General features: G+C 58.7%; 21 protein-coding genes. 17 read left to right on the top strand and 4 right to left on the bottom strand.

Going from position 1 to position 25,571, the window contains the following annotated elements:
• Positions 1-47: 47 nt before the first annotated feature.
• Positions 48-2,456, bottom strand: coding sequence for a DNA translocase FtsK (gene ftsK / locus AC07S6_RS23935; protein WP_495113179.1), 2,409 nt, complete (start codon positions 2,454-2,456; stop codon positions 48-50).
• A 476-nt stretch (positions 2,457-2,932) separates the two neighbouring features.
• Between ftsK and aat the strand changes: the two genes are divergently transcribed.
• From aat to infA, 3 genes are all read left to right on the top strand, one after another.
• Positions 2,933-3,613 carry a leucyl/phenylalanyl-tRNA--protein transferase gene (gene aat, locus AC07S6_RS23930; RefSeq protein ID WP_034127879.1) on the top strand — a complete coding sequence of 227 codons (681 nt, stop codon included), beginning with the start codon at positions 2,933-2,935 and terminating at the stop codon, positions 3,611-3,613.
• 56 nt (positions 3,614-3,669) lie between these two features.
• Positions 3,670-4,377 carry an arginyltransferase gene (locus tag AC07S6_RS23925; RefSeq protein WP_003192088.1) on the top strand — a complete coding sequence of 236 codons (708 nt, stop codon included), beginning with the start codon at positions 3,670-3,672 and terminating at the stop codon, positions 4,375-4,377.
• A 100-nt stretch (positions 4,378-4,477) separates the two neighbouring features.
• Positions 4,478-4,696 (top strand): translation initiation factor IF-1, encoded by a 219-nt coding sequence (gene infA / locus AC07S6_RS23920; RefSeq protein WP_002553999.1) that lies wholly within the window; start codon positions 4,478-4,480, stop codon positions 4,694-4,696.
• 244 nt (positions 4,697-4,940) lie between these two features.
• Here infA and clpA read toward each other — a convergent pair whose 3' ends face one another.
• Positions 4,941-7,211, bottom strand: coding sequence for an ATP-dependent Clp protease ATP-binding subunit ClpA (gene clpA, locus AC07S6_RS23915; protein WP_003192090.1), 2,271 nt, complete (start codon positions 7,209-7,211; stop codon positions 4,941-4,943).
• Positions 7,212-7,240: 29 nt separating this feature from the next.
• Positions 7,241-7,609 (bottom strand): ATP-dependent Clp protease adapter ClpS, encoded by a 369-nt coding sequence (gene clpS / locus AC07S6_RS23910; protein ID WP_005789091.1) that lies wholly within the window; start codon positions 7,607-7,609, stop codon positions 7,241-7,243.
• A gap of 219 nt (positions 7,610-7,828) precedes the next feature.
• On the opposite strand from clpS, the gene cspD reads away from it, so the two are divergent.
• The gene (gene cspD / locus AC07S6_RS23905; RefSeq protein WP_495113178.1) at positions 7,829-8,113 is read left to right on the top strand and encodes a cold shock domain-containing protein CspD; all 285 of its coding nucleotides are present in this window, start codon (positions 7,829-7,831) and stop codon (positions 8,111-8,113) included.
• Between the two features lie 61 nt (positions 8,114-8,174).
• On the opposite strand, the gene icd is transcribed toward cspD, so the two are convergent.
• Entirely contained in the window at positions 8,175-9,431 is a 1,257-nt protein-coding gene (icd, locus tag AC07S6_RS23900; RefSeq protein WP_089042248.1) for an NADP-dependent isocitrate dehydrogenase, read from the bottom strand.
• A gap of 483 nt (positions 9,432-9,914) precedes the next feature.
• Between icd and AC07S6_RS23895 the strand changes: the two genes are divergently transcribed.
• From AC07S6_RS23895 to nuoC, 13 genes are all read left to right on the top strand, one after another.
• Complete coding sequence (locus AC07S6_RS23895) at positions 9,915-12,140, top strand: NADP-dependent isocitrate dehydrogenase (protein WP_495113177.1); 2,226 nt, start codon at positions 9,915-9,917, stop codon at positions 12,138-12,140.
• Positions 12,141-12,781: 641 nt separating this feature from the next.
• Positions 12,782-13,168, top strand: coding sequence for a hypothetical protein (locus AC07S6_RS23890; protein ID WP_495113176.1), 387 nt, complete (start codon positions 12,782-12,784; stop codon positions 13,166-13,168).
• A gap of 686 nt (positions 13,169-13,854) precedes the next feature.
• The gene (locus AC07S6_RS23885) at positions 13,855-14,301 is read left to right on the top strand and encodes an NUDIX hydrolase (RefSeq protein WP_495113175.1); all 447 of its coding nucleotides are present in this window, start codon (positions 13,855-13,857) and stop codon (positions 14,299-14,301) included.
• 59 nt (positions 14,302-14,360) lie between these two features.
• Complete coding sequence (gene mnmA, locus AC07S6_RS23880; protein WP_034127883.1) at positions 14,361-15,485, top strand: tRNA 2-thiouridine(34) synthase MnmA; 1,125 nt, start codon at positions 14,361-14,363, stop codon at positions 15,483-15,485.
• Positions 15,482-16,105, top strand: coding sequence for a high frequency lysogenization protein HflD (gene hflD / locus AC07S6_RS23875; protein ID WP_003192101.1), 624 nt, complete (start codon positions 15,482-15,484; stop codon positions 16,103-16,105). The genes mnmA and hflD overlap by 4 nt, the downstream gene beginning before the upstream one ends.
• Positions 16,106-16,230: 125 nt before the next feature.
• Positions 16,231-17,601 (top strand): adenylosuccinate lyase, encoded by a 1,371-nt coding sequence (gene purB, locus AC07S6_RS23870; protein WP_014718906.1) that lies wholly within the window; start codon positions 16,231-16,233, stop codon positions 17,599-17,601.
• An 84-nt stretch (positions 17,602-17,685) separates the two neighbouring features.
• Positions 17,686-18,852 carry a ribosomal protein uL16 3-hydroxylase gene (locus AC07S6_RS23865; protein WP_014718907.1) on the top strand — a complete coding sequence of 389 codons (1,167 nt, stop codon included), beginning with the start codon at positions 17,686-17,688 and terminating at the stop codon, positions 18,850-18,852.
• Complete coding sequence (locus AC07S6_RS23860; RefSeq protein ID WP_495113174.1) at positions 18,845-19,267, top strand: GNAT family N-acetyltransferase; 423 nt, start codon at positions 18,845-18,847, stop codon at positions 19,265-19,267. The genes AC07S6_RS23865 and AC07S6_RS23860 overlap by 8 nt, the downstream gene beginning before the upstream one ends.
• Positions 19,268-19,415: 148 nt before the next feature.
• Positions 19,416-20,153 carry a secretin N-terminal domain-containing protein gene (locus tag AC07S6_RS23855; RefSeq protein ID WP_495113173.1) on the top strand — a complete coding sequence of 246 codons (738 nt, stop codon included), beginning with the start codon at positions 19,416-19,418 and terminating at the stop codon, positions 20,151-20,153.
• A 493-nt stretch (positions 20,154-20,646) separates the two neighbouring features.
• Positions 20,647-21,972 carry an isocitrate lyase gene (gene aceA, locus AC07S6_RS23850; protein WP_003174717.1) on the top strand — a complete coding sequence of 442 codons (1,326 nt, stop codon included), beginning with the start codon at positions 20,647-20,649 and terminating at the stop codon, positions 21,970-21,972.
• A 643-nt stretch (positions 21,973-22,615) separates the two neighbouring features.
• Positions 22,616-23,029, top strand: a complete 414-nt coding sequence (locus tag AC07S6_RS23845) for an NADH-quinone oxidoreductase subunit A (RefSeq protein ID WP_003192109.1) — start codon at positions 22,616-22,618, stop codon at positions 23,027-23,029.
• Positions 23,030-23,039: 10 nt separating this feature from the next.
• Positions 23,040-23,714, top strand: a complete 675-nt coding sequence (locus tag AC07S6_RS23840) for a NuoB/complex I 20 kDa subunit family protein (protein WP_003174719.1) — start codon at positions 23,040-23,042, stop codon at positions 23,712-23,714.
• 72 nt (positions 23,715-23,786) lie between these two features.
• Positions 23,787-25,571 (top strand): NADH-quinone oxidoreductase subunit C/D, encoded by a 1,785-nt coding sequence (gene nuoC, locus AC07S6_RS23835; protein ID WP_003192111.1) that lies wholly within the window; start codon positions 23,787-23,789, stop codon positions 25,569-25,571.

Genomic DNA, 25,571 nt, shown 5'->3' with positions numbered 1-25,571 from the left:
CTCATTAAGTAGTCAGGGCACACCGCGTGTTGCCACGCGGCGCGGAATCAGTCGCGCATCTGCCCAGGGGCGATGACTTCACGCGAGCCATTGGTGTTCATTGCGGTCACGACGCCGGCCATTTCCATGGCTTCGATCATGCGAGCAGCGCGGTTGTAGCCGATTTTAAGCTTGCGCTGCACCGCCGAAATCGAGGCACGGCGGCTTTCCAGTACGAAGGCCACGGCCTCGTCGTAGAGCGCGTCGGTTTCAGCATCATCGTCGCCACCGCTGCTGCTACCGTCGAAGCCGCTGCCGGCCTCTTCCACGCCAGCGAGAATGTCGTCGTTATATTCCGGCGCGCCGCGTAGTTTCCAGGCTTCAACCACACGGTGGACTTCGTCATCGGAAACAAAGGCGCCGTGAACGCGAATCGGCAGGCTGGTGCCCGGCGGCATGTAGAGCATGTCACCGTGGCCCAGCAGTTGCTCGGCGCCACCCTGGTCGATGATGGTGCGCGAGTCGATCTTGCTGGAGACCTGGAACGCCATGCGGGTCGGAATGTTGGCCTTGATCAGGCCGGTGATCACGTCCACCGACGGCCGCTGTGTCGCGAGGATCAAGTGGATACCCGCCGCCCGTGCCTTCTGGGCGATACGGGCGATCAGCTCTTCAACCTTCTTGCCGACGATCATCATCATGTCGGCAAATTCATCGACCACCACCACGATGGTCGGCAGCTTGGTCAGCAGTGGTGCTTCATCGTGAATGCTTTCGCGCTTGTACAGCGGGTCGGTCAGCGGTGTGCCGGCGTCCTGGGCTTCCTTGACCTTGGCATTGAAACCCGACAGGTTACGCACGCCCATTTTCGCCATCAGCTTGTAGCGGCGCTCCATCTCGGCAACGCTCCAGCGCAGGGCGTTGGCGGCGTCCTTCATGTCGGTGACCACCGGGCACAGCAGGTGCGGGATGCCTTCGTAGATCGACAGTTCCAGCATCTTCGGGTCGATCATGATCAGCTTGGCGTCATCCGGCCCGGACTTGAACAGGATCGACAGGATCATGGCGTTCACACCCACCGACTTACCGGAACCGGTGGTACCGGCTACCAGCAGGTGCGGCATTTTCGCCAAGTCGGTAATCACCGGCTTGCCGCCGATGTCATGGCCGAGCGCCAGGGTGACCGGCGATTTGAAGTTGTCGTATTCCGGCGTCGACAGCACTTCAGAGAAGCGCACGATCTGGCGGTCTTCGTTGGGAATCTCGATACCCACGGTGGTCTTGCCCGGGATCACTTCCACCACGCGCACGCTGGTCACGGCCAGGGAACGTGCCAAGTCTTTGGCCAGGTTGGAAATGCGGCTGACTTTTACCCCGGCGGCCGGTTGGATTTCGTAACGGGTAATCACCGGGCCCGGATGGATCGAGTCCACCGACACTTCGACGCCGAATTCCTTGAGCTTGATTTCCAGCAGGTGACCGACAGCCGCCAGGGATTCGGGGGAATAGTTGAGTTGTTTCTTTTCGGCCGGGTCCAGAATCGAGATCGGCGGCAAGGTGCCTTCGACGGCGCTGTCGATGAACAGCGGTGCCTGCTTCTCTTTTTGCACGCGATGGCTGGGCTCCGGCGCCTTGGGCGGTGCCGGGGCGATCACGGGCGGCACCTGCTTTTCACGGTCCGACATGTGCTTGCTCAGGGCCTGCTCGCGCTCGATCAAACGCTCCTTGACCTTGGCTTGCTCGCGTCGATCCGGCGTGCTTGGGGCCACCACCTCGTTGACACGGGTGTCGACCTCACGCAGCTGCGCCACCATTTGCTTGCGCTCGACACGGGCGGCCCACCAGCGGTTGGCGGCGCCCTGGAACAATTCGAACAGGTCGAGGGTGATCTTGCCGGTCACATCCATCACCTTGAACCATGACAGGTCGGTGAATACCGTGAGGCCGAACAGGAACAGCGCGATGAACATCAGGGTGCTGCCCTGGATATTCAGGGTACGGCGTGCCAGGTCGCCAAGGCTTTCGCCCAGAGCCCCGCCCGCGCCCGCCGGCAAGCCGGTCGGTGCATGGAAGTGGATATGCGCCAGCGCAGCGCCCGACAGCACCAGGAACACCAGGCCGATCAGGCGCCAGGAGAACAGCCAGCCGCTCCACTGCCACGGCTCGTGACGCTGGCGGAAGATCTGCCAGGTCTTGACCGCCAGCAACAGCGGGAAAATGTAGGCGAAGTAACCCAGGATCATGAAGAGGATATCGGCGCTGTAGGAACCTACAGGGCCGCCGAAATTCTGCACGTCATCGATCTTGCTGTTATGGCTCCAGCCCGGATCGTCCTTGCCATAGGTGAGCAAGGCCATCATCAGGAACAGGCACAGCGCACCGATGGCAATCAGTGCGCCTTCCTTGAGTCGGTAATGCAGGTGCTGGCGCCAGGCCGGTACGACTGCTGCTTTAGGTGCTGCGGCGGATTTCTTCAAAACGGGTCTATTCCTGCGCCTTTAGCGCGTCCATCTGTTGAATGACTACACACGACTGCTCTATCCGGAGCAGTTGAAAAATGAACGAATGTTGCTGAATCTACTTTTAACATCCGGTGACGGATAGGTGAAATGGCGATAACGCCACAATGGCCGCATTGTACGGGTTTGCGTGCGCGATGCCACACACTTGCCCTTCACCTGACTGCACGGACAATTTGAGCATGCATTGCCTTTGCTGACAAAGGCTTATGAGCTGTATTTAGCAATCCAGGCAAGCTTGGCAAATGGCCGGCATGCGCCAGACCCGATTACGACCACACCCTGTGTACAGAGTTGCAGAAACACCCGTTCATGCTAATCCTCGTCAATCGCCTATTCGGGCTGGCCCCATGGCGCAGGGTCGTCAATAATCAACGCTTGCGGTGCAGGTGCATGACCTGCCACTCCCCTCCCCTTCCCTAAGCCTGGATGCCATGCTGACCTGGTTACAACGCGACACCCTGACATTCCCTCCCTTGGCCAAGGCTATGCGCGAACCCAACGGCCTGCTTGCCGCCGGTGGCGACCTGTCGGCCGAACGACTGATCCAGGCCTACCGCCATGGCTGCTTCCCCTGGTTCTCCGAAGGCCAGCCCATCCTCTGGTGGTCGCCAGACCCGCGCACGGTGATTTTCCCCGACGAGCTGCATGTTTCCCGCAGCCTGGGCAAATTATTGCGCCAGCAGCGCTATACCGTGACCTTCGACCAGGATTTCGCCGCCGTCATCCAAGCCTGCGCCGCGCCCCGTGCCTACGCCGATGGCACCTGGATCACCGAAGGTATCCAGAAGGCTTATCTGGAGCTGCACCAACGCGGCTATGCGCATTCCGTCGAGGTCTGGGACCAGGGCGAACTGGTAGGTGGCCTGTATGGCCTGGCGATGGGCCAGTTGTTTTTTGGCGAGTCCATGTTCAGCCGCGCCGACAACGCCTCCAAATTCGGCTTCGCCACATTGACCCGGCAACTGCAAGCCTGGGGATTTGTGCTGATCGATTGCCAGATGCCCAACGATCACCTGCACAGCCTGGGTGCCCGCGGCATACCGCGCAGCGTCTTCGCTGACTTCCTGCATAAACATCTGGACCAACCCAACGCCGGGCCGTGGGTTTCCTAGGCGACTTTCGCGCACGTGGCTTACACTTATTTCAAAGCTTATCCCGAGGGTTGATCATGACCGAGCTGGCGCGCTTGAAGTTCTATGCCACTCAAGCCCACTCATGCAGCTATCTGCCCGACGAGCAGGCCACCACGCTGTTCCTCGATCCCAGCCAGCCCATGGACGTGCATGTGTATGCCGACCTGTCCGAGATGGGCTTCCGGCGCAGCGGCGATCACCTGTATCGCCCCCATTGCCAGAACTGCAACGCGTGCGTGCCCGCGCGTATCCCGGTTGCGCAGTTTTCGCCCGACCGTAACCAGAAACGCATTCTCAAGCGCAACGCTGACCTGACCGTACACGCCACCAAACCCCAATACAGCGAAGAATATTTCGATCTCTACCAACGCTATATCGAGCAGCGTCATGCCGACGGCGATATGTATCCGCCCAGCCGCGACCAGTTTTCCACATTCCTGGTGCGTGACTTGCCTTTTTCGCGTTTCTACGAGTTCCGCCTCGACGGCCGCCTGCTGGCCGTGGCGGTCACCGACCTACTGCCCAACGGCCTCTCGGCGGTGTACACCTTCTATGAACCGACCGAAGAACGCCGCAGCCTCGGGCGCTTCGCCATCCTCTGGCAAATAGGCGAAGCGCTGCGCCTGGAGCTGGAAGCGGTGTACCTCGGATACTGGATCAAGAACTGCAAAAAGATGAACTACAAGACCCAATATCGGCCCATTGAGCTGCTGATTAATCAAAGATGGGTCACGCTTAACTAGAACCCCTTGGCTTGAACACCCTTTTTCGGGCACAATGCACGCCGCTTTTGCCTGGCGCAGTTGCACCGGGCCATTCACTGGATACCGAGGGCTTTACTGCATGTCGAAAGAAGACAGCTTCGAAATGGAAGGCACTGTCGTCGACACCCTGCCCAACACCATGTTTCGTGTGGAGTTGGAAAATGGGCACGTCGTAACCGCGCATATCTCCGGCAAGATGCGCAAGAACTACATTCGTATTCTTACCGGTGACAAAGTGCGCGTCGAGCTGACGCCCTATGACTTGAGCAAAGGGCGCATCACTTACCGCGCTCGCTAAGCAAGTCAATACAAAACGCCCGGTTATGCCGGGCGTTTTTGTGTGCGCAGGATTTAACAGTCGCCACTTGACCCTGTGGGAGCTGGCTTGCCTGCGATAGCGGTGGGCCAGTTAACGATGTGCGACTGAAGGACCGTCATCGCAGGCAAGCCAGCCCCCACAGTTGACCGTCATTGTTACGTAATCGTATTTCAGGCAGCAAAAAGGCGCCTTTCGGCGCCTTTTGCAATGTTGCAGCTAACGATCAGGCCATTTCAGCCGTGGTCTCGAACTCGAAGGTCAGCTCGCCGTCCTTCAGGTCGATGTGTACCACGCCACCATGGTCGGAGAGTTCGCCGAACAGGATCTCTTCGGCCAGTGGCCGCTTGATCTTGTCCTGGATCAGACGCGCCATTGGGCGTGCGCCCATTGCCGCATCGTAGCCGCCCTCTGCGATCCAACTGCGGGCCGCTTCCGTCACATCCAGCTGCACGCGCTTGTCTTCCAACTGCGCTTGAAGCTCGGTGAGGAACTTGTCCACCACGCTTTTGATGACCTCATGGCTGAGGCGACCAAACTGGATAATGGTGTCCAGGCGGTTGCGGAACTCCGGCGTGAAGCTCTTCTTGATCACTTCCATGGCATCGGACGAGTGATCCTGATGCGTGAAGCCGATCGAAGCCCGCGCCGCGGTTTCGGCACCGGCGTTGGTGGTCATGATCACGATCACGTTGCGGAAGTCCGCCTTGCGCCCGTTGTTGTCGGTCAGGGTCCCGTGGTCCATGACCTGCAATAGCAGGTTGAAGACTTCCGGGTGAGCCTTTTCGATTTCATCGAGCAGCAATACACAATGTGGCTGCTTGGTGATCGCCTCGGTCAACAGGCCGCCCTGGTCGAAGCCGACATAGCCCGGAGGCGCACCGATCAAGCGCGACACAGTGTGGCGCTCCATGTACTCGGACATGTCGAAACGGACCAGTTCGATGCCCATGGCCTTGGCCAACTGGCGAGCCGCCTCGGTCTTGCCGACGCCGGTCGGGCCTGCGAACAGGAACGAACCGACTGGCTTGTCCGGCGACTTGAGGCCCGCACGGGACAACTTGATCGCCGTGGACAGCGAGTCGATGGCCGCATCCTGGCCAAACACGGTGAGCTTGAGGTCGCGCTCCAGGTTACGCAGCAACTCCTTGTCGGAACTGGTGACGTGTTTTGGCGGAATCCGCGCGATCTTGGCCACGATGTCCTCGACCTGAGGCACGTCGATGCGCTTCACGCGCTTCTCGACCGGCTGCAGGCGCTGGTAGGCACCCGCTTCGTCGATCACATCGATGGCCTTGTCAGGCATATGCCGGTCATTGATGTAGCGCGACGCCAGCTCAGCCGCCGCACGCAAGGCCTCATCAGTGTATTCGATGCCATGGTGCGCTTCAAAACGCCCCTTGAGCCCACGCAGGATGCCGATGGTATCTTCAACCGAAGGCTCGGACACGTCGACTTTCTGGAAGCGACGCGCCAGGGCACGGTCTTTTTCGAAGATGCCGCGGAATTCCTGGAACGTGGTCGAACCAATGCAACGGATATCACCCGAGGACAGCAGTGGCTTGAGCAGGTTGGAAGCGTCCATCACCCCACCGGAAGCTGCACCGGCGCCAATGATGGTATGGATCTCGTCGATGAACAGGATGGCCTGTGGACGCTTTTTCAACTCACCGAGCAACGCCTTGAAGCGTTTCTCGAAATCGCCACGGTACTTGGTCCCGGCGAGCAACGCGCCCAGGTCAAGGGAATAGACGACACTGCTGGCCAGCAGGTCTGGCACCTGGTTGTCGACAATGCGTTTGGCCAGGCCTTCGGCAATCGCGGTCTTACCCACGCCCGCCTCGCCCACCAGCAACGGGTTGTTCTTGCGACGACGCGCAAGTATCTGCGCTACACGCTCAACCTCATGCTCACGCCCCACCAGCGGATCGATCCGCCCCTGACGCGCCATTTCATTGAGGTTGCTGGCATACGCATCCAGCGGATTGCTTGAAGAAGAAGACTCACCACCCTCCTCGTCCTGCATATCCTGCTCACCCTCGGAATGATCGCCATGCCCAGGCACCTTGGAGATACCGTGGGCGATGTAATTGACTACATCAATACGGGCAACGCTCTGCTGCTTGAGCAGGAACACGGCCTGGCTTTCCTGTTCGCTGAAAATTGCCACCAGCACATTCGCGCCCGTGACTTCACGCTTACCGGAGCTCTGTACGTGGAACACAGCACGCTGCAATACCCGCTGGAACCCCAGGGTTGGCTGGGTTTCGCGGTCCTCGTCATGCACGGGGATCAGTGGCGTGGTGGAGTCGATAAACTCCTGCAGGTCATGCTTGAGCTTGTCGAGGTTGGCGCCGCACGCACGTAGAACGGTGGCGGCAGCTTCGTTATCCAAAAGTGCCAGCAGCAGGTGTTCGACGGTCATGAATTCATGACGCTTCGAACGAGCCTCCTTGAAGGCAAGATTGAGGGTGACTTCGAGCTCGCGGTTTAACATAGCTTCACCTCATACCCAAGTGGTCGGCGTTAACCGTCCTTCTCGATTTCACAGAGTAGCGGATGCTGGCTTTCCCTGGCGTACTGGTTGACCTGCATGGCCTTTGTCTCGGCGATGTCGCGGGTAAACACTCCACATACTGCCCGTCCTTCTGTGTGAACGGCCAGCATTACCTTGGTCGCCAACTCGCGGTTCAGGTTAAAAAACACCTCGAGCACTTCGACGACGAAATCCATCGGTGTGTAGTCATCATTGAACAAAACCACCTTGTACATCGGCGGCGCCTGTAAAGCAGGCTTGGCCTCCTGAACAGCAATGCCTGCAGAACCGTCGTCGTCATGTTCCTGATCCGGGCGATCCTGATTGAATGTTAGTCGAATCTGGCTGTTTGCATGCATGGGAAAGAAAGGTTCGTCAGTGGTTCAATTACAGTGGTGGGGGCGGCCTGTCAGAATTTCAACTCTGACCCTTTGGTCACCTTGACTATCGGCGAAACGGTGTTACAACGAATAGAGCCCACAGTGGGTAAAAAAGGTCCGCGCAGTCAACCTTATTTATTCGGGTTAGGACGGATAGACAGGATGATACTCCAGTGATGGAGTCTGGTGCAGAGGGATATGGCGATGCTAAGCGGTAAGGTCAAGTGGTTCAACAATGCCAAGGGTTACGGCTTCATTAATGAAGACGGCAAGAGTGAAGACCTTTTTGCGCATTTCTCAGCGATAGATATGGATGGGTACAAAACGCTGAAGGCGGGTCAACCGGTGTCCTTTGATATCAAACAGGGCCCAAAGGGCTTGCATGCGGTGGATATCAAGTTAGTCACAACCACGTCCACGGCAGGAAAAACTGCAGCACCCGGTCAAAAGTCAAAAAAAGAAACAGGCTTGATCAGCCACTGAACAACGCACTGAAAACAAACCGGCCGCCCATTCATCAGGGCGGCCGGTTTTTTCCGCCTGCTTACATATGCTTGATTAGCGCATCACCGAAGCCCGACGACGACAGCAACGTAGCGCCATCCATCAGACGCTCGAAGTCATAGGTCACGGTCTTGGCCGAAATCGCGCCATTGGTGCCCTTGATAATCAGATCCGCCGCCTCGACCCAACCCATATGCCGCAGCATCATTTCCGCCGACAGGATCAATGAACCAGGGTTGACCTGATCCTTGCCCGCATATTTAGGCGCAGTGCCGTGGGTGGCTTCAAACATTGCCACGGTGTCCGACAGGTTGGCCCCCGGCGCAATACCGATACCGCCCACTTCCGCCGCCAGGGCGTCGGACAGGTAATCACCATTGAGGTTGAGGGTCGCGATCACGTCATATTCGGCCGGGCGCAGCAGGATCTGCTGGAGCATGGCGTCGGCAATAGCATCTTTGACCACTACATTCTTGCCGGTCTTGGGGTTCTTGAACTGCATCCACGGCCCGCCATCGAGCAAGGTCGCACCGAACTCTTCAGCCGCCACCTCATAGGCCCACTCCTTGAAGGCACCCTCGGTGAACTTCATGATGTTGCCTTTGTGCACGATGGTCAGCGAGTCGCGGTCGTTATCCACCACATACTGCAAGGCCTTGCGCGCCAGGCGCTTGGTGCCCTCTTTGGAGACCGGCTTGACGCCAATCCCGCAATCCTGGTCGAAACGGATCTTGGTCACGCCCATTTCTTCCTTGAGGAACTTGATCACCTTGATCGCTTCCGGCGAACCGGCCTTCCACTCGATGCCCGCGTAAATATCCTCGGAGTTCTCACGGAAGATGGTCATGTCCACGTCGCCAGGCTTTTTCACCGGGCTGGGCACGCCTTCAAACCAGCGCACCGGGCGCAGGCACACGTACAGGTCAAGTTGCTGGCGCAGGGCCACGTTCAGCGAGCGGATACCGCCACCCACCGGCGTTGTCAGCGGGCCCTTGATGGACACCACGTAATCCTTGACCGCATCCAGGGTTTCCTGGGGAAGCCACGTATCCTGGTCGTAGACTTGAGTGGCCTTTTCACCAGCGTACACCTCCATCCAGGAGATTTTGCGCTTGCCGCCGTAAGCCTTTTCAACAGCGGCATCGACCACCTTGATCATCACCGGGCTGATATCGACGCCAATACCGTCACCTTCGATGTAGGGGATGATCGGTTGGTCAGGAACATTGAGAGAATGGTCTGCATTGACGGTGATTTTGTCGCCGACTGCCGGAACCTGAATCTTCTTGTATCCCATGCTGAACTCCATCTATGGATTGAACATCTGGCTGCGTTCGAGCCTACTCCAGATAAATGGCGACTGAAACCTCACGCCATGCTCATTTGCACCGAAAACAGCACATTTGGTGGCCTACAAGCCTGAAAGCAAAGGGAAAAGCGCCAATCTTGAGCACATCCCACCACCCCACGCACCTGCGACCTTTAGACCAATGGACGAGCCCCCTTTTGTATGAAGGCTCAGCGTAAGCATAGCGACCTATGTATAATGCCGCCGCTGACCAAAGAGTCACGACGGCGGACCGCTCTAGAACGTAGCCTTTCGCCAGAAAGCCGGACTATTACCATAGCCCACCCGCTTGACGCTCGACTGATGCAAACCAACATCACCGCGAAGAAACCTCGACATTTCGCTCATGGATGACTTTGAACGAACGCGCTCTACCCGGCGCATCTCGAGTTTCTGCGCACGCTTTCAGCAAAGAAGAGAGTTAATCCGAATATGCCCACCCGCTCGAAGATCATCTACACCTTCACCGACGAAGCCCCAGCCCTCGCCACCTATTCACTGCTGCCTATCGTAGAGGCCTTCACCGCTTCCGCTGATATTGCCGTGGAAACCCGCGACATTTCCCTCGCCGGGCGCATCCTCGCAAGCTTCCCCGAGCAACTGGGCACCAAGGCCATCCCGGACCACCTCGCCGAACTGGGCGACCTGGCCGTTACGCCTGAAGCCAACATCATCAAGCTTCCCAACATCAGCGCCTCGACCCCGCAGTTGCAAGCCGCGATCAAGGAACTGCAGGCCCAGGGCTACGCCCTGCCGGACTACCCTGAAACCGTAACCACCGACGCGGAAAAAGAAACCCGTGCACGTTACGACAAGGTCAAGGGCAGTGCCGTGAACCCGGTACTGCGCGAAGGCAACTCCGACCGCCGTGCACCGTTGTCGGTCAAGAACTACGCGCGCAAGCACCCACACAAAATGGGCGCCTGGGCTGCTGACTCCAAGTCGCACATCGCACACATGAGCAACGGCGATTTCTACGGCAGCGAAAAAGCCGTGCAGATCGAAACCGCTGACGCGGTCAAAATTGCGCTGGTTGCAAAGGACGGCACCACCACCGTCCTGAAGGAAAAGACCAGCGTTCAGGCCGGCGAAATCATCGACACCGCCGTGCTGAGCAAGAAGGCCCTGCGCGCGTTCATCGCCGCTGAAATCGAAGACGCCAAGCAACAAGGCGTACTGCTGTCGGTTCACCTGAAAGCCACCATGATGAAGGTCTCCGACCCGATCATGTTCGGCCAGATCGTTGCCGAGTTCTATAAAGACGCCCTGGCCAAGCACGCCACCGTGCTCGAGCAGATCGGCTTCAACCTGAACAACGGCATCGGCGACCTGTACGCCCGCATCAAGGCGCTGCCGGCCGACCAGCAAGCGCAGATCGAAGCCGATATCCAGACGGTCTACGCCGCTCGCCCTTCCCTGGCGATGGTCAACTCCGACAAAGGCATCACCAACCTGCACGTGCCGAGCGACGTGATCGTCGACGCCTCGATGCCAGCCATGATCCGTGACTCCGGCAAAATGTGGGGCACCGACGGCCAACTGCACGACACCAAGGCCGTAATCCCGGATCGCTGCTACGCCACCATCTACCAGGCGGTCATCGAAGACTGCAAGGCCAATGGCGCCTTCGACCCAACCACCATGGGCAGCGTGCCAAACGTTGGCCTGATGGCGAAAAAAGCCGAAGAGTACGGATCCCACGACAAGACCTTCCAGATCAAGGCTGACGGCGTCGTCCGCGTCACCGACAGCCAGGGCAACCTGCTGATGGAACAGAAAGTCGAAGCCGGCGATATCTTCCGCATGTGCCAGACCAAAGACGCGCCGATCCAGGACTGGGTCAAACTGGCCGTCAACCGTGCCCGCGCCAGCAACACCCCGGCCATCTTCTGGCTGGACCCACAGCGCGCTCACGACGGCGTAGTGGTCGAGAAAGTTCAGGCCTACCTGAAAGACCACAACACCGAAGGCCTGGACATTCGCATCATGGCGCCGGTCGACGCGATGAAGTTCACCCTGGAACGCACCCGCAAGGGCCTGGACACCATCTCGGTAACCGGCAACGTACTGCGCGATTACCTGACCGACCTGTTCCCGATCATGGAACTGGGCACCAGCGCCAAGATGCTGTCGATCGTGCCGCTGATGAACGGTGGTGGCCTGTTCGAAACCGGCGCCGGCGGTTCGGCACCCAAGCACGTGCAGCAACTGCTGGAAGAGAACTTCCTGCGCTGGGATTCCCTGGGCGAGTTCCTGGCCCTGGCCGCCTCCCTTGAGCATTTGGGTGTGACGTACAACAACCCGAAAGCCCTGGTGCTGTCCAAGACCCTGGACCAGGCCACCGGCCAGTTCCTGGACAACAACAAGTCGCCATCGCGCAAAGTCGGCAACATCGACAACCGCGGCAGCCACTTCTACCTGGCGCTGTACTGGGCCCAGGCCCTGGCCGCCCAGACCGAAGACACTGCCCTGCAAGCGCAGTTCGGCGAACTGGCAAAAACCCTGGCCGCGAACGAAGCAACCATCGTTGCCGAGCTCAACGCCGTACAGGGCAAGCCAGTGGACATCGGCGGCTACTACGCGCCGAACCCGGAGCTGACCAGCAAGGCCATGCGCCCGAGCAGCACCCTCAATGCGGCGATTGCCAAGTTGAAGTAAGGTTGTAAGCCAGCCTCACAATCCCGGCACCTGGCCGTATACTGCTCACTTAAGCGGAGTAGCCTTACGGCCTTCCGGGCCTTGGAAGCTCTAACTGCTCTTGGCCTTCCCGGCCTTGGGGAGTGATTCTAAAACTTCCCACCCTCCCCCCTGAGCCCCTTAACTCTCTCCTGCTGCCGGTACTCCAACCACGCCATCACTGTCTACTTTACCGCTATTTACTGGCCGGCAGGCTTAACCGTATATCTGAAGTAATTGAATTTACTCATCGAATTCATGAGCAGCTAGCGTAAAGATTCATCCGACCTACGACTGCTACAACCAACCCTCCAAGAGGATGAGTTTGCTGGCTCGCTAAAATGTCCCGCTCAGCCATTCACCATCAAATCTCTTAGAGGTAAAGGCTTCGCTGTGATACAGGCCGTTAAGTGCCCGCGCCTGTAGCTGGAACGTGCCTCCCAGCCCGTTGAGGCGCTACCCTTCGGCTATAGGCTACGAGAAACTCTTTTACTATAGCCTTGATAGCGAAATCAAATAAGAAACTGTCAATCCTGACAGGTGACGATGCACACCTCGCGTTACTAATCTATCCAGGCAGCAACAATTAAAATCTGAGAAATTTCCTTTTGGAGATACACACGATGTCAAATGCAGCCATTATGATGACAGGTGCCTACAACGCTGATCAAACTAGTGATCGTCGACGCTTAACGTTTACCTGGATGGATGAAAGTACCGGAAAGTTTAAGGGCACCTTTGGAACGCCTACCAGCTCAACTGCCATCAGCGGAGGATTTAACTTTAACACCGAAGAAAAGCGCACTGATGTGTCTTTCACAATGGGTGAGCTGCGCTACGAATTTCAGGCTCCCTATTCTCATGATGGAGAAAAGAACTTTAAAATATTTTACGGTAGAGAGTTTAGAGGTAGCGACGAAACTGCCTATTGGGTATTTCGGCATGACGACGATAGTAAAGCAGGTCTGGTCACGACTGGTACTGGAAGCGGTGATTACCGACATGATTGAGTAAGGATTTTGATTGCCGGCGGCAGCTGACTTTTGCGAGCTGCCGCCCGGCGCAGAGCTGGCGTCCGACTTCCTTTCAAACCGATAAAGAAACAAGAAAAAATTTATACAACAATATGACTCAGTAGGTTCTTAATACGAAAATCAGCCTCTTGCATTCTGTAATCTACTCAGTAAACCGTAAGACTGGCGGTGCGCAGCCTGCTCTGCCTGAGTGGACCACTGCACAGCCAAATGCCGGACTCTTCGTTCTTCTCACTTTGATAGTGCTAAACAACACTCTGTCAAAATCCCTGCCTCAGACTACGCCCTGCTCGCCTTCTCTCCAGGCATTACAGGGCGGCCGGCACAAGGCAATGGACCATCATGGTAAAGGCTCACGATCACGCGCGACTGATGTAGCTGGCACCCCATAGCTGGATGAAAGCAACGGGTGAAGTTTAGCGCTGCACACTTCGTAGTGTTTGTGGGCCATCGGGTTCATGACACTAACCGGCGGATTATTCTGGAAAAATAAACTACGCCAAGAGCTGAAATCGGTAAAATCATAGAATGTCTGATGCATTTTGCAGATTGCTTATGCAGCCTCACCGACAAAATCGAATCAAAGTGTACAAGTGAGATTGCCTGAGATCGCAGGCAAATCACATATACTGACCGCATCGCACTTGGAATTGAGACGACTTATGACCTGGCTCCCCCACATCACCGTCGCCACCCTCGTCGAAGACAACGGCCGCTTCCTGATGGTCGAAGAACTCAAGGGCGACCGCGCCGTGCTCAACCAGCCCGCCGGCCATCTGGACCCGAACGAAACCCTGACCGAAGCTGCCGTGCGCGAAACGCTGGAAGAAACCGGCTGGGACGTGGAAGCTACCGGCATCGTCGGCATCTACCTGTACACCGCACCCAGCAATGGCGTCACCTATCAACGGGTCTGCTTTATCGCCAAGGCCCTGAGACACCACCCGGACTATCAACTCGACGAAGGCATCCTGCGCGCCCGCTGGCTGACCCGTGACGAGCTGATGGCCGTGCGCGACGACTGGCGCAGCGAGCTGATCATCCGCTGCATCGATGATTATCTGGCCGGCCAGCGCCATAGCCTCGAATTGATCCGCCCTTCTCTTTAGCCTTGCGGGCGTGAGCCTGTTAGAATCGCGTCCTTTTTCAAGACACCCGTTGAAACCCTATGCGTGATCCAGCCCCTTCTGACACACAAAAGAAGCGCGTCATCGTCGGTATGTCCGGCGGCGTGGATTCTTCCGTTTCCGCCGTTCTGCTCATGGAGCAGGGTTATGAGGTGGAAGGCCTGTTCATGAAGAACTGGGAAGAAGACGATGGAACGGAATATTGCACCGCCATGGACGACCTGGCCGACGCCCAGGCCGTGTGCGACAAGATCGGCATCAAGCTGCACACCGCCAACTTCGCCGCCGAGTACTGGGACAACGTGTTCGAGCACTTCCTGGCCGAATACAAGGCCGGTCGCACGCCGAACCCGGATATCCTGTGTAACCGCGAAATCAAGTTCAAGGCCTTCCTCGACTACGCCATGATGCTCGGCGCCGACCTGATAGCTACCGGCCACTACGTGCGCCGTCGCGATATCGATGGCCGCACCGAATTGCTCAAGGGCCTGGACCCTAACAAGGACCAGAGCTACTTTTTGCACGCCGTGGGCGGCGAACAGATCGCCAAGACTCTGTTCCCGGTCGGCGAGCTGGAAAAACCCGAAGTGCGCAAGATTGCCGAGAAACACGGCCTGGCCACCGCCAAGAAGAAAGATTCCACCGGTATCTGCTTTATCGGCGAGCGGCGCTTCAGTGATTTCCTCAAGCAATACCTGCCGGCGCAACCGGGCGAGATCAAGACCACCGAGGGTGAAGTGATCGGCCGCCACCACGGCCTGATGTACCACACCATCGGCCAGCGCCAGGGCCTGGGTATTGGCGGTTTGAAGGACGCCGGTGAAGAGCCGTGGTACGTGCTGGTCAAAGACCTGGAAAACAACGTGCTGGTGGTCGGCCAGGGCAACGAGCACCCGCTGCTGTTCTCCGGCGCCCTGCTCGCTTCCGAGATTTATTGGGTCAACCCTATCGACCTGAGCACCCCGCGCCGCCTGACCGCCAAAGTGCGTTATCGCCAGAGCGACCAGCCCTGCACCCTGGAAAAGACCGCCACCGGCTACCGTGCCACCTTCGATGACCCGCAACGCGCGGTCACCCCTGGCCAGTCCGTAGTGTTCTATGACGGCGAAATCTGCCTGGGCGGCGGCGTGATTGAAGTTGCGCAAGCCTGGAGCAACCCGGCATGAGCCCGACCCAGGAGCAGTTGACAGCCCTTGGCGGTGTCTTTCTCGCTGCGGTACTGGTGGACAAGATCGCCAAGACCGGCCAAGTCACTGAAGCTGGCCTGACCTGCATGCTCGGCAGCCTGCTGATCCGCGACCCCAAGGACACCCTTGAGGTTTACGGCGGCGACGACCTGGCCCTGCGTGAAGGCTATCGCGCCCTGATCGGCGCCCTAGAGCGCGACCCAAGTACTTTGCAGCGCGAGCCGTTGCGTTATGCCCTGTCGATGCTTGGCCTTGAGCGCCAGTTGGCCAAGCGCGACGACCTGCTGGACACCATCGGCAAGCGCCTGCCGCAGATCCAGTCCCAGGTAGAACACTTCGGCCCGGCCCACGAAAACGTGATCGCCGCCTGTGGTGCGCTGTACCAGGACACCTTGAGCACCCTGCGCCAGCGCATCCAGGTGCACGGCGACATGCGTAACCTGCAGCAACCCAACAACGCGTCGAAAATCCGCGCCCTGCTCCTGGCCGGTATTCGTTCGGCACGCTTGTGGCGCCAACTGGGCGGTCATCGCTGGCAGTTGGTGATCAGCCGACGCAAATTGCTCAAAGAGCTTTACCCGTTGATGCGCAACGAATAAGTCGCACCAGCAGGCTGTTTTCAAGCCATTACGCGTAATACGCCGGTCAGTTGGCGACGGACCGGCGGATTTTTTCATGTATGATACGCGCCCCATTTCGTTGCCCGACTGTCCGAGAACACCCCATGCAGCTCTCTTCGCTCACTGCGGTTTCCCCTGTTGACGGCCGCTACGCCGGCAAAACCCAGGCCCTGCGCCCTATTTTCAGCGAGTACGGCCTGATCCGTGCCCGTGTCCTGGTTGAAGTGCGCTGGCTCCAGCGCCTGGCCGCTCACCCCGCCATCAGCGAAGTGCCGGCGTTTTCCGCCGAAGCCAACGCTGTATTGAACACCCTGGCGGAAAACTTCTCCCTGGAGCACGCCGAGCGTGTGAAAGAGATCGAGCGCACCACCAACCACGACGTCAAAGCCATCGAATACCTGCTCAAAGAGCAAGCGGCCCAACTGCCGGAACTGGCCCAGGTCAGCGAGTTCATCCACTTTGCGTGCACCAGCGAGGACATCAACAACCTGTCCCACGCCCTGATGCTGCGCGAAGGCCGTGATGACGTGATGCTGCCGCTGATGCGCCAGACCGCCGAAGCCATCCGCGAGCTGGCGATCCGTTTCGCTGCCGTGCCGATGCTGTCGCGCACCCACGGCCAGCCGGCCTCGCCGACCACCCTGGGCAAAGAACTGGCCAACGTGGTGTACCGCCTGGAGCGCCAGATCGCCCAAGTCGCCGCCGTGCCATTGCTGGGCAAGATCAACGGCGCCGTAGGCAACTACAACGCCCACCTGTCGGCCTACCCTGAGATCGACTGGGAAGCCAACGCCCGCGCCTTCATCGAAGACGAATTGGGCCTGGGCTTCAACCCCTACACCACGCAGATCGAGCCCCACGACTACATCGCCGAGCTGTTCGACGCGATTGCACGCTTCAACACCATCCTGATCGATTTCGATCGCGATATCTGGGGCTACATCTCCCTGGGCTACTTCAAGCAGCGCACTATTGCAGGCGAAATCGGTTCGTCGACCATGCCGCACAAGGTCAACCCGATCGACTTCGAAAACTCCGAAGGCAACCTGGGTATCGCCAACGCCCTGTTCCAGCACCTGGCCAGCAAGTTGCCGATCTCCCGCTGGCAGCGCGACCTGACCGACTCCACCGTACTGCGTAACCTCGGCGTCGGTTTTGCCCACAGCGTGATCGCGTACGAAGCCAGCCTCAAAGGCATCAGCAAGCTGGAGCTCAACGAGCAGAAAATTGCCGCTGACCTGGACGCGTGCTGGGAAGTATTGGCCGAGCCGATCCAGACCGTAATGCGCCGCTACAACATCGAAAACCCCTACGAGAAGCTGAAAGAATTGACGCGCGGCAAGGGCATCAGCCCCGAGGCGCTGCAAACCTTCATCGACGGCCTGGACATGCCAGCCGCAGCCAAGGCCGAGCTGAAACTGCTCACCCCGGCCAACTACATCGGCAACGCTGTAGAACAAGCCAAGCGCATCTGATCCAAGCAAGCTCCTTTGAGACGCCCGGCCGCGCCGGGCGTTTTTATTCCCGTCTTAAAAGTGCTTTTTTTCAATAGGTTACACATGAATCCTGATATCCCTCTTCAACTTCTGGGCGGCATCACAGCACGGGAATTCCTGCGCGACTACTGGCAGAAAAAACCGCTGCTGATCCGCCAGGCCATCCCTGACTTCGAAAGCCCGATCGACGCCGACGAACTGGCAGGCCTGGCCCTGGAAGAAGAAGTCGAGTCGCGCCTGGTGATCGAACACGGCGAGCGCCCGTGGGAACTGCGTCGCGGCCCGTTCGCCGAAGACGCTTTCAGCACCCTGCCCGAACGCGAGTGGACCCTGCTGGTGCAGGCAGTCGACCAGTTCGTGCCGGAGGTGGCTGAGCTGCTGGAGCACTTCCGCTTCCTGCCGAGCTGGCGTATCGATGATGTGATGATCAGCTTCGCCGCGCCGGGTGGCAGCGTCGGTCCGCATTTCGATAACTACGATGTGTTCCTGCTGCAAGCCCAGGGCAAGCGCAACTGGAAGATCGGCCAGATGTGCAATTCCGAAAGCCCGTTGCTGCAACACGCCGACCTGCGCATCCTCGCAGAATTCGAAGAAAGCGCCGAATGGGTGCTGGAACCGGGCGACATGCTCTACCTGCCGCCGCGCCTGGCCCATTTCGGTATTGCTGAAGACGACTGCATGACCTATTCCGTGGGCTTCCGTGCACCGAGCGCCGCCGAGGTGCTGACCCACTTCACCGACTTCCTCAGCCAGTACCTGACCGACGAAGAGCGTTACACCGACGCCGACGCCCAGCCGGTCAGCGACCCGCACCAGATCCAGGGCGACGCACTGGACCGCCTCAAGGGCCTGCTCGCCGAGCACATGAGCGATGAGCGCATGCTGCTGACCTGGTTCGGCCAGTTCATGACCGAGCCACGCTACCCGGAACTGGTGGCCGGCGAAGAGTTGGGCGAAGAAGACTTCATCAACAGCCTGCAAGACGGCGCGATCCTGGTACGCAATCCGAGCGCACGCCTGGCCTGGTCCGAAGTGGATGACGACGTACTGCTGTTCGCCAGCGGCCAGAGCCGTTACCTGCCGGGCAAACTGCGTGAACTGTTGAAGCTGGTGTGCTCGGCCGATGCACTGCACAGCGAAAACCTGGGCGAGTGGCTGGCCGACGAAGACGGTCGCGACCTGCTGTGCGAACTGGTCAAGCAAGGCAGCCTGGGGTTCGCGGATGAATAAAGTTCACGTAAGTGTCGCGGACTGGCGAAAGGATATCGACGAGATTCGGCGCATTCGTGAAGCGGTATTCATCGCTGAACAATCGGTCCCGCCTGAATTGGAGTGGGACGCGGACGATGCCGGCGCCATGCATTTTCTTGCATACGAAGGCGACTTCCCGATTGGCACCGCTCGATTGCTGCCCAGCGGCGAGATCGGTCGGGTATCGGTGCTCAAGGACTGGCGCGGACTGAAAGTCGGCGACAAGCTGATGGAAGCAGTGATCGGCGAGGCCGTGAAACGCGGCCAGACCAGGCAATTCCTGAGTGCGCAGGTGTATGCGGCGCCGTTCTATGAGCGACTGGGTTTCAAGATCGTCAGCGATGAGTTTCTTGAGGTCGGGATTCCGCATGTGGATATGGTGCGCGGGGACTGACCCGAGTCCGCGTCGCCTGCGATAGCGATTTCAGCAACACCACAAATGCCCTGCCTGCCAGGGCATTTTGCCGTCTACGATTCAACTTGCGACCCACCAGGCCGACAAACTGGCACTATCAAGCAAATGAACCGCAGAGATAACGGACATGTCCCTACGCACCCTGCTCACCGCCCTCGTGATGACCGTCAGCGCTTGCGCCATGGCCGCCACTGAAGTCGTCAACCTGAACAACCGCACCAGCGCCGACCTGCTGCCCGTGGCGCAGAACTTCATTGGCAAGGACGGCACCGTCAGCGCCTACGGCAACCAGCTTATCGTCAACGCTGAGCCCGCCAGGATCGAGGGCTTGCGCGCACTGCTCGGCCAATTGGATACACCGGCCAAACGCCTGCTGATCACCGTCGATACCAACGAGAACAACCAGCAGAACAGCGGTGACAGCCAGACGCGCATCATCAGCTACGGCACTGCCAGCCGCGACGGTGGCGTGCAGCAGATCCAGGCCAGCGAAGGCGTGCCTGCGCTGATCCAGGTCGGCCAGAGCGTACCGCTGATCACCACGCAACAGGACAGCTACGGCCGTCTGCAAAACCAGACCCAGTATCGCAACGTCACCCAGGGCTTTTACGTGACCGCCAGCGTCACCGGCGAGACCGTACACCTGGCCATCAGTACCAACCGTGACCGCATGAGCCAGGAACGTCCCGATGTAGTGAACGTGCAAAGCACCGACACAACTGTCAGCGGCCGCCTGGGCGAATGGATACCCCTGGCCGGCATCAATCGTGAAACCCAGGCGGACAAATCCTCTACAACCCGCAGCTACTCTACTCAGGGCCGCGATGACCTGACTTTACGGGTCAAGGTCGACACCCTGAACTGAAGCACCGAAAACTGACTGGCAAGTCGCATTAGACTAAAGATGTAGTGCCAGAAGAAAAGCACTACAAAACATTTGACGAGCCAAAAAAGCATGGGCATGATGGCCTCGCTCCCGCTAATCAGGGGCCCTGGCAAGGGCCTTCGGATCGCCGCTCTAAGCTACCCACCTGAGCCGATTCGTGTCTGTACCGCCCACAAGGTGTGTTTGACGTTGGTTGCGACTGGAACGAAGTTGTCCCGAGGGACGGAAGCTAACCAGGTAACCCGGCTACACACTGATGGATCGTACAAAGGCCCACGACGCCCGAAGACCGTTCGCAGTTTGCCCTTACCTGCTCAACTCCCCCTTGAGCCCCATCGTTCATCCCGTCGCCTACCTCCGTCAGATTTGACTTGAACCCCTGAGCTTCTGGTCAGCGAGCAATCCTACCCAGGCAACGAATGCCGGGCTGGCAAACGGATACTTCAAACAAGACGCGACGAGGTTTTTCCCCATGGCACTGACACGCGAACAGCAAATTGCAGCCCTTGAAAAAGACTGGGCTGAAAACCCACGCTGGAAAGGCGTGACCCGCGCTTATTCCGCTGCTGACGTCGTCCGCCTGCGTGGCTCGGTCCAACCTGAGCACACCTTTGCAAAACTCGGCGCCGAGAAGCTGTGGAACCTGGTCACTCAGGGTGCCAAGCCTTCTTTCCGTCCCGACAAAGATTTCGTCAACTGCATGGGCGCCCTCACTGGCGGCCAGGCAGTCCAGCAGGTAAAAGCCGGTATCCAGGCGATCTACCTGTCCGGTTGGCAAGTGGCAGCGGACAACAACTCCGCTGAATCCATGTACCCCGACCAATCGCTGTACCCGGTGGACTCGGTGCCAACCGTGGTCAAGCGCATCAACAATTCGTTCCGTCGTGCCGACCAGATCCAGTGGAAAGCCGGCAAGAACCCAGGCGATGAAGGCTACATCGACTACTTCGCGCCAATCGTGGCAGACGCCGAAGCCGGTTTCGGTGGCGTACTCAACGCCTACGAGCTGATGAAGAGCATGATCGAGGCAGGCGCTGCCGGCGTGCACTTCGAAGACCAGCTGGCTTCGGTGAAAAAATGCGGCCACATGGGTGGCAAGGTACTGGTACCGACCCAGGAAGCTGTACAGAAGCTGACCGCCGCTCGCCTGGCCGCTGACGTTGCCGGTACACCGACCATCATCCTGGCCCGTACCGACGCCAACGCGGCAGACTTGCTGACCTCGGACTGCGACCCGTACGACCAGCCGTTCGTGACTGGCGAGCGCACCCAGGAAGGCTTCTATAAAGTGCGCGCCGGTCTGGACCAGGCGATCGCCCGTGGCCTGGCCTACGCGCCGTACGCCGACCTGATCTGGTGCGAAACCGCCAAGCCAGACCTGGACGAAGCACGCCGCTTTGCCGAAGCGATCAAGAAGGAATACCCGGACCAACTGCTGTCCTACAACTGCTCGCCTTCCTTCAACTGGAAGAAGAACCTGGACGACGCGACCATCGCCAAGTTCCAGCGTGAGCTGTCGGCCATGGGCTACAAGCACCAGTTCATCACCCTGGCCGGTATCCACAACATGTGGCACAGCATGTTCAACCTGGCGCATGACTACGCCCGCAACGACATGACGGCCTACGTGAAGCTGCAGGAGCAGGAATTCGCTGACGCCGCCAAAGGCTACACCTTCGTGGCGCACCAGCAGGAAGTGGGTACCGGCTACTTCGACGACATGACCACCGTGATCCAGGGCGGCACCTCGTCCGTGACCGCGCTGACCGGTTCGACCGAAGAAGAGCAGTTCCACTAAGTACCGCGTACACGGCCACTGCGGCCCCACGGAAGACCTAACCGCAGTGCCGCGCAACAATCACGCCCCGACTGGTTCGGGGCGTTTTTTTGCCTAGGAATCACCGAAAATCAAGGGTGGGAGCTGGCTTGCCTGCGATGGCGGTGGGGTCAGAGGCAGGTGTTTCAGCTGATCCGCGGCCATCGCAGGCAAGCCAGCTCCTACATTGACCGCGCCCTATCCATAGTTTTTTGCTAAAAACATTGATCCAGAGCGGTGTCCGCGCACATCCGATCGGTTAAAAGAACCGTTGCGACAACTAAGCGACACTCAAGCAAGTAACGGTAACTTCCCGCGCCACATGAGAAACACTCGCTTACACCCCTCGCAAACAATATTCATTATCATTTGGCATCCGAAAACTTCGTTACAGCTTAAACAAAACATAATTGATGAAAAGCCCGCTAATGCCCACACCACAAGGGCTACAGCCCCAAGAAGGTGCACTATGTGCTTATTCCACCGAATAATTTCGCCCTGGGAATTTTACTTGCCCGGTGTTTAGCCATAAAATCACCGCGATTGATTGCAGTGCGACATATCGTCACTGCATCGTTACTTTTTCGAGCTCAGAGACCTTTGCTCTCTGTTAAGGATTTCCAGCATGACCGACGCGACAGGACTCATGGCCCACAACTGGGGCTTTGCCATTTTCCTTCTCGGTGTTGTAGGCCTTTGCGCCTTCATGCTCGGCGTGTCCAGCCTCCTCGGGTCAAAAGCCTGGGGCCGCAGCAAAAACGAACCGTTCGAATCCGGCATGCTGCCTACAGGTGGCGCCCGCTTGCGGCTCTCAGCCAAATTCTATCTGGTCGCGATGTTGTTCGTGATCTTCGATATCGAAGCCCTCTTTCTCTTTGCATGGTCTGTGTCCGTCCGCGAAAGCGGCTGGACCGGATTCGTCGAAGCTCTCGTTTTCATAGCAATTCTGTTGGCAGGTCTTGTCTACCTGTTCCGAGTGGGCGCCCTTGACTGGGCTCCGGAAGCTCGTCGCAAGCGGCAAGCGAAGCTGAAACAATGAGGCTTTGGCAATGCAATACAATCTCACCAGGATCGACCCGGATGCTCCTAACGAGCAGTACCCCATCGGCGAACGGGAAACCGTTTCCGACCCGTTAGAAGACCAAGTCCACAAAAACATCTACATGGGCAAGCTGGAAGACGTGCTGAGTGGCGCGGTCAACTGGGGGCGTAAAAACTCCCTGTGGCCGTACAACTTCGGCCTTTCGTGCTGCTACGTGGAAATGACCACCGCCTTCACGGCGCCCCACGACATCGCGCGCTTTGGCGCCGAAGTTATCCGGGCCTCGCCGCGCCAGGCGGATTTCATGGTTATCGCCGGTACCTGCTTCATCAAGATGGCGCCGATCATCCAGCGCCTCTATGAGCAAATGCTCGAACCAAAGTGGGTTATCTCCATGGGTTCGTGCGCCAACTCCGGTGGCATGTACGACATCTACTCCGTCGTTCAAGGGGTGGACAAGTTCCTGCCCGTGGACGTCTACGTGCCTGGCTGCCCGCCCCGTCCCGAAGCGTTCCTGCAAGGCTTGATGCTGTTGCAGGAATCGATTGGCAAGGAGCGTCGCCCACTGTCCTGGGTGGTCGGTGATCAAGGCGTTTATCGCGCCGAGATGCCGTCTCAAAAGGAACAGCGCCGCGAACAGCGAATCGCAGTCACCAACCTGCGCAGCCCCGACGAAGTCTGATCCAGCACCGCTTCTTTTATAGAACGAAAACCTGGCTTCATTCTTTACGTTGACCGAAAGCGATAAAAAACCATGACTACAGGCAGTGCTCTGTACATCCCGCCTTACAAGGCAGACGACCAGGATGTGGTTGTCGAACTCAATAACCGTTTTGGCCCTGACGCCTTCACCGCCCAGGCCACACGCACCGGTATGCCGGTGCTGTGGGTGGCGCGTGCCAGGCTCGTCGAAGTCCTGACCTTCCTGCGCAACCTGCCCAAGCCGTACGTCATGCTCTATGACCTGCATGGCGTGGACGAGCGTCTGCGCACCAAGCGCCAGGGCCTGCCGAGCGGCGCCGATTTCACCGTGTTCTACCACCTGATGTCGCTGGAACGTAACAGCGATGTGATGATCAAGGTCGCGCTGAGCGAGAGCGACCTGAGCATCCCGACCGTCACCGGTATCTGGCCGAACGCCAGCTGGTACGAGCGTGAAGTCTGGGACATGTTCGGTATCGACTTCCCGGGCCACCCGCACCTGACGCGCATCATGATGCCGCCGACCTGGGAAGGTCACCCGCTGCGCAAGGACTTCCCTGCCCGCGCCACCGAATTCGACCCGTTCAGCCTCAACCTGGCCAAGCAGCAGCTAGAAGAAGAGGCGGCGCGCTTCCGCCCCGAAGACTGGGGCATGAAGCGTTCCGGCACCAACGAGGACTACATGTTCCTCAACCTGGGCCCGAACCACCCTTCGGCTCACGGTGCCTTCCGCATCATCCTGCAACTGGACGGCGAAGAAATCGTCGACTGTGTCCCGGACATCGGCTATCACCACCGTGGTGCCGAGAAGATGGCCGAGCGTCAGTCCTGGCACAGCTTCATCCCGTACACCGACCGTATCGACTACCTCGGCGGCGTGATGAACAACCTGCCGTACGTGCTCTCGGTCGAGAAGCTGGCCGGCATCAAGGTGCCGGACCGCGTCGACACCATCCGCATCATGATGGCCGAGTTCTTCCGCATCACCAGCCACCTGCTGTTCCTGGGTACGTATATCCAGGACGTCGGCGCCATGACCCCGGTGTTCTTCACCTTCACCGACCGTCAGCGCGCCTACAAGGTCATCGAAGCCATCACCGGTTTCCGCCTGCACCCGGCCTGGTACCGCATCGGCGGCGTAGCCCACGACCTGCCGAACGGTTGGGAGCGCCTGGTCAAGGAATTCATCGACTGGATGCCCAAGCGTCTGGACGAGTACCAGAAAGCCGCCCTGGACAACAGCATTCTCAAAGGCCGCACCATCGGCGTCGCGCAGTACAACACCAAAGAGGCCCTGGAATGGGGCGTCACCGGTGCCGGCCTGCGTTCCACCGGTTGCGACTTCGACCTGCGTAAAGCGCGCCCGTACTCCGGCTACGAGAACTTCGAGTTCGAAGTACCGCTGGCGGCCAATGGCGATGCCTACGACCGTTGCATCGTGCGCGTCGAAGAAATGCGCCAGAGCCTGAAGATCATCGAGCAGTGCATGCGCAACATGCCGGCCGGCCCGTACAAGGCGGATCACCCGCTGACCACGCCGCCGCCAAAAGAACGCACGCTGCAGCACATCGAAACCCTGATCACGCACTTCCTGCAGGTTTCGTGGGGCCCGGTCATGCCGGCCAACGAATCCTTCCAGATGATCGAAGCGACCAAGGGTATCAACAGTTATTACCTGACGAGCGATGGCGGCACCATGAGCTACCGCACCCGGATTCGTACCCCAAGCTTTGCCCACTTGCAGCAGATCCCTTCGGTGATCAAAGGCGAGATGGTCGCGGACTTGATTGCGTACCTGGGTAGTATCGATTTCGTTATGGCCGACGTGGACCGCTAA

This window comes from Pseudomonas sp. GW821-FHT07B01, assembly GCF_059419065.1.
This window is presented reverse-complemented; position numbering and strand designations above follow the sequence as displayed.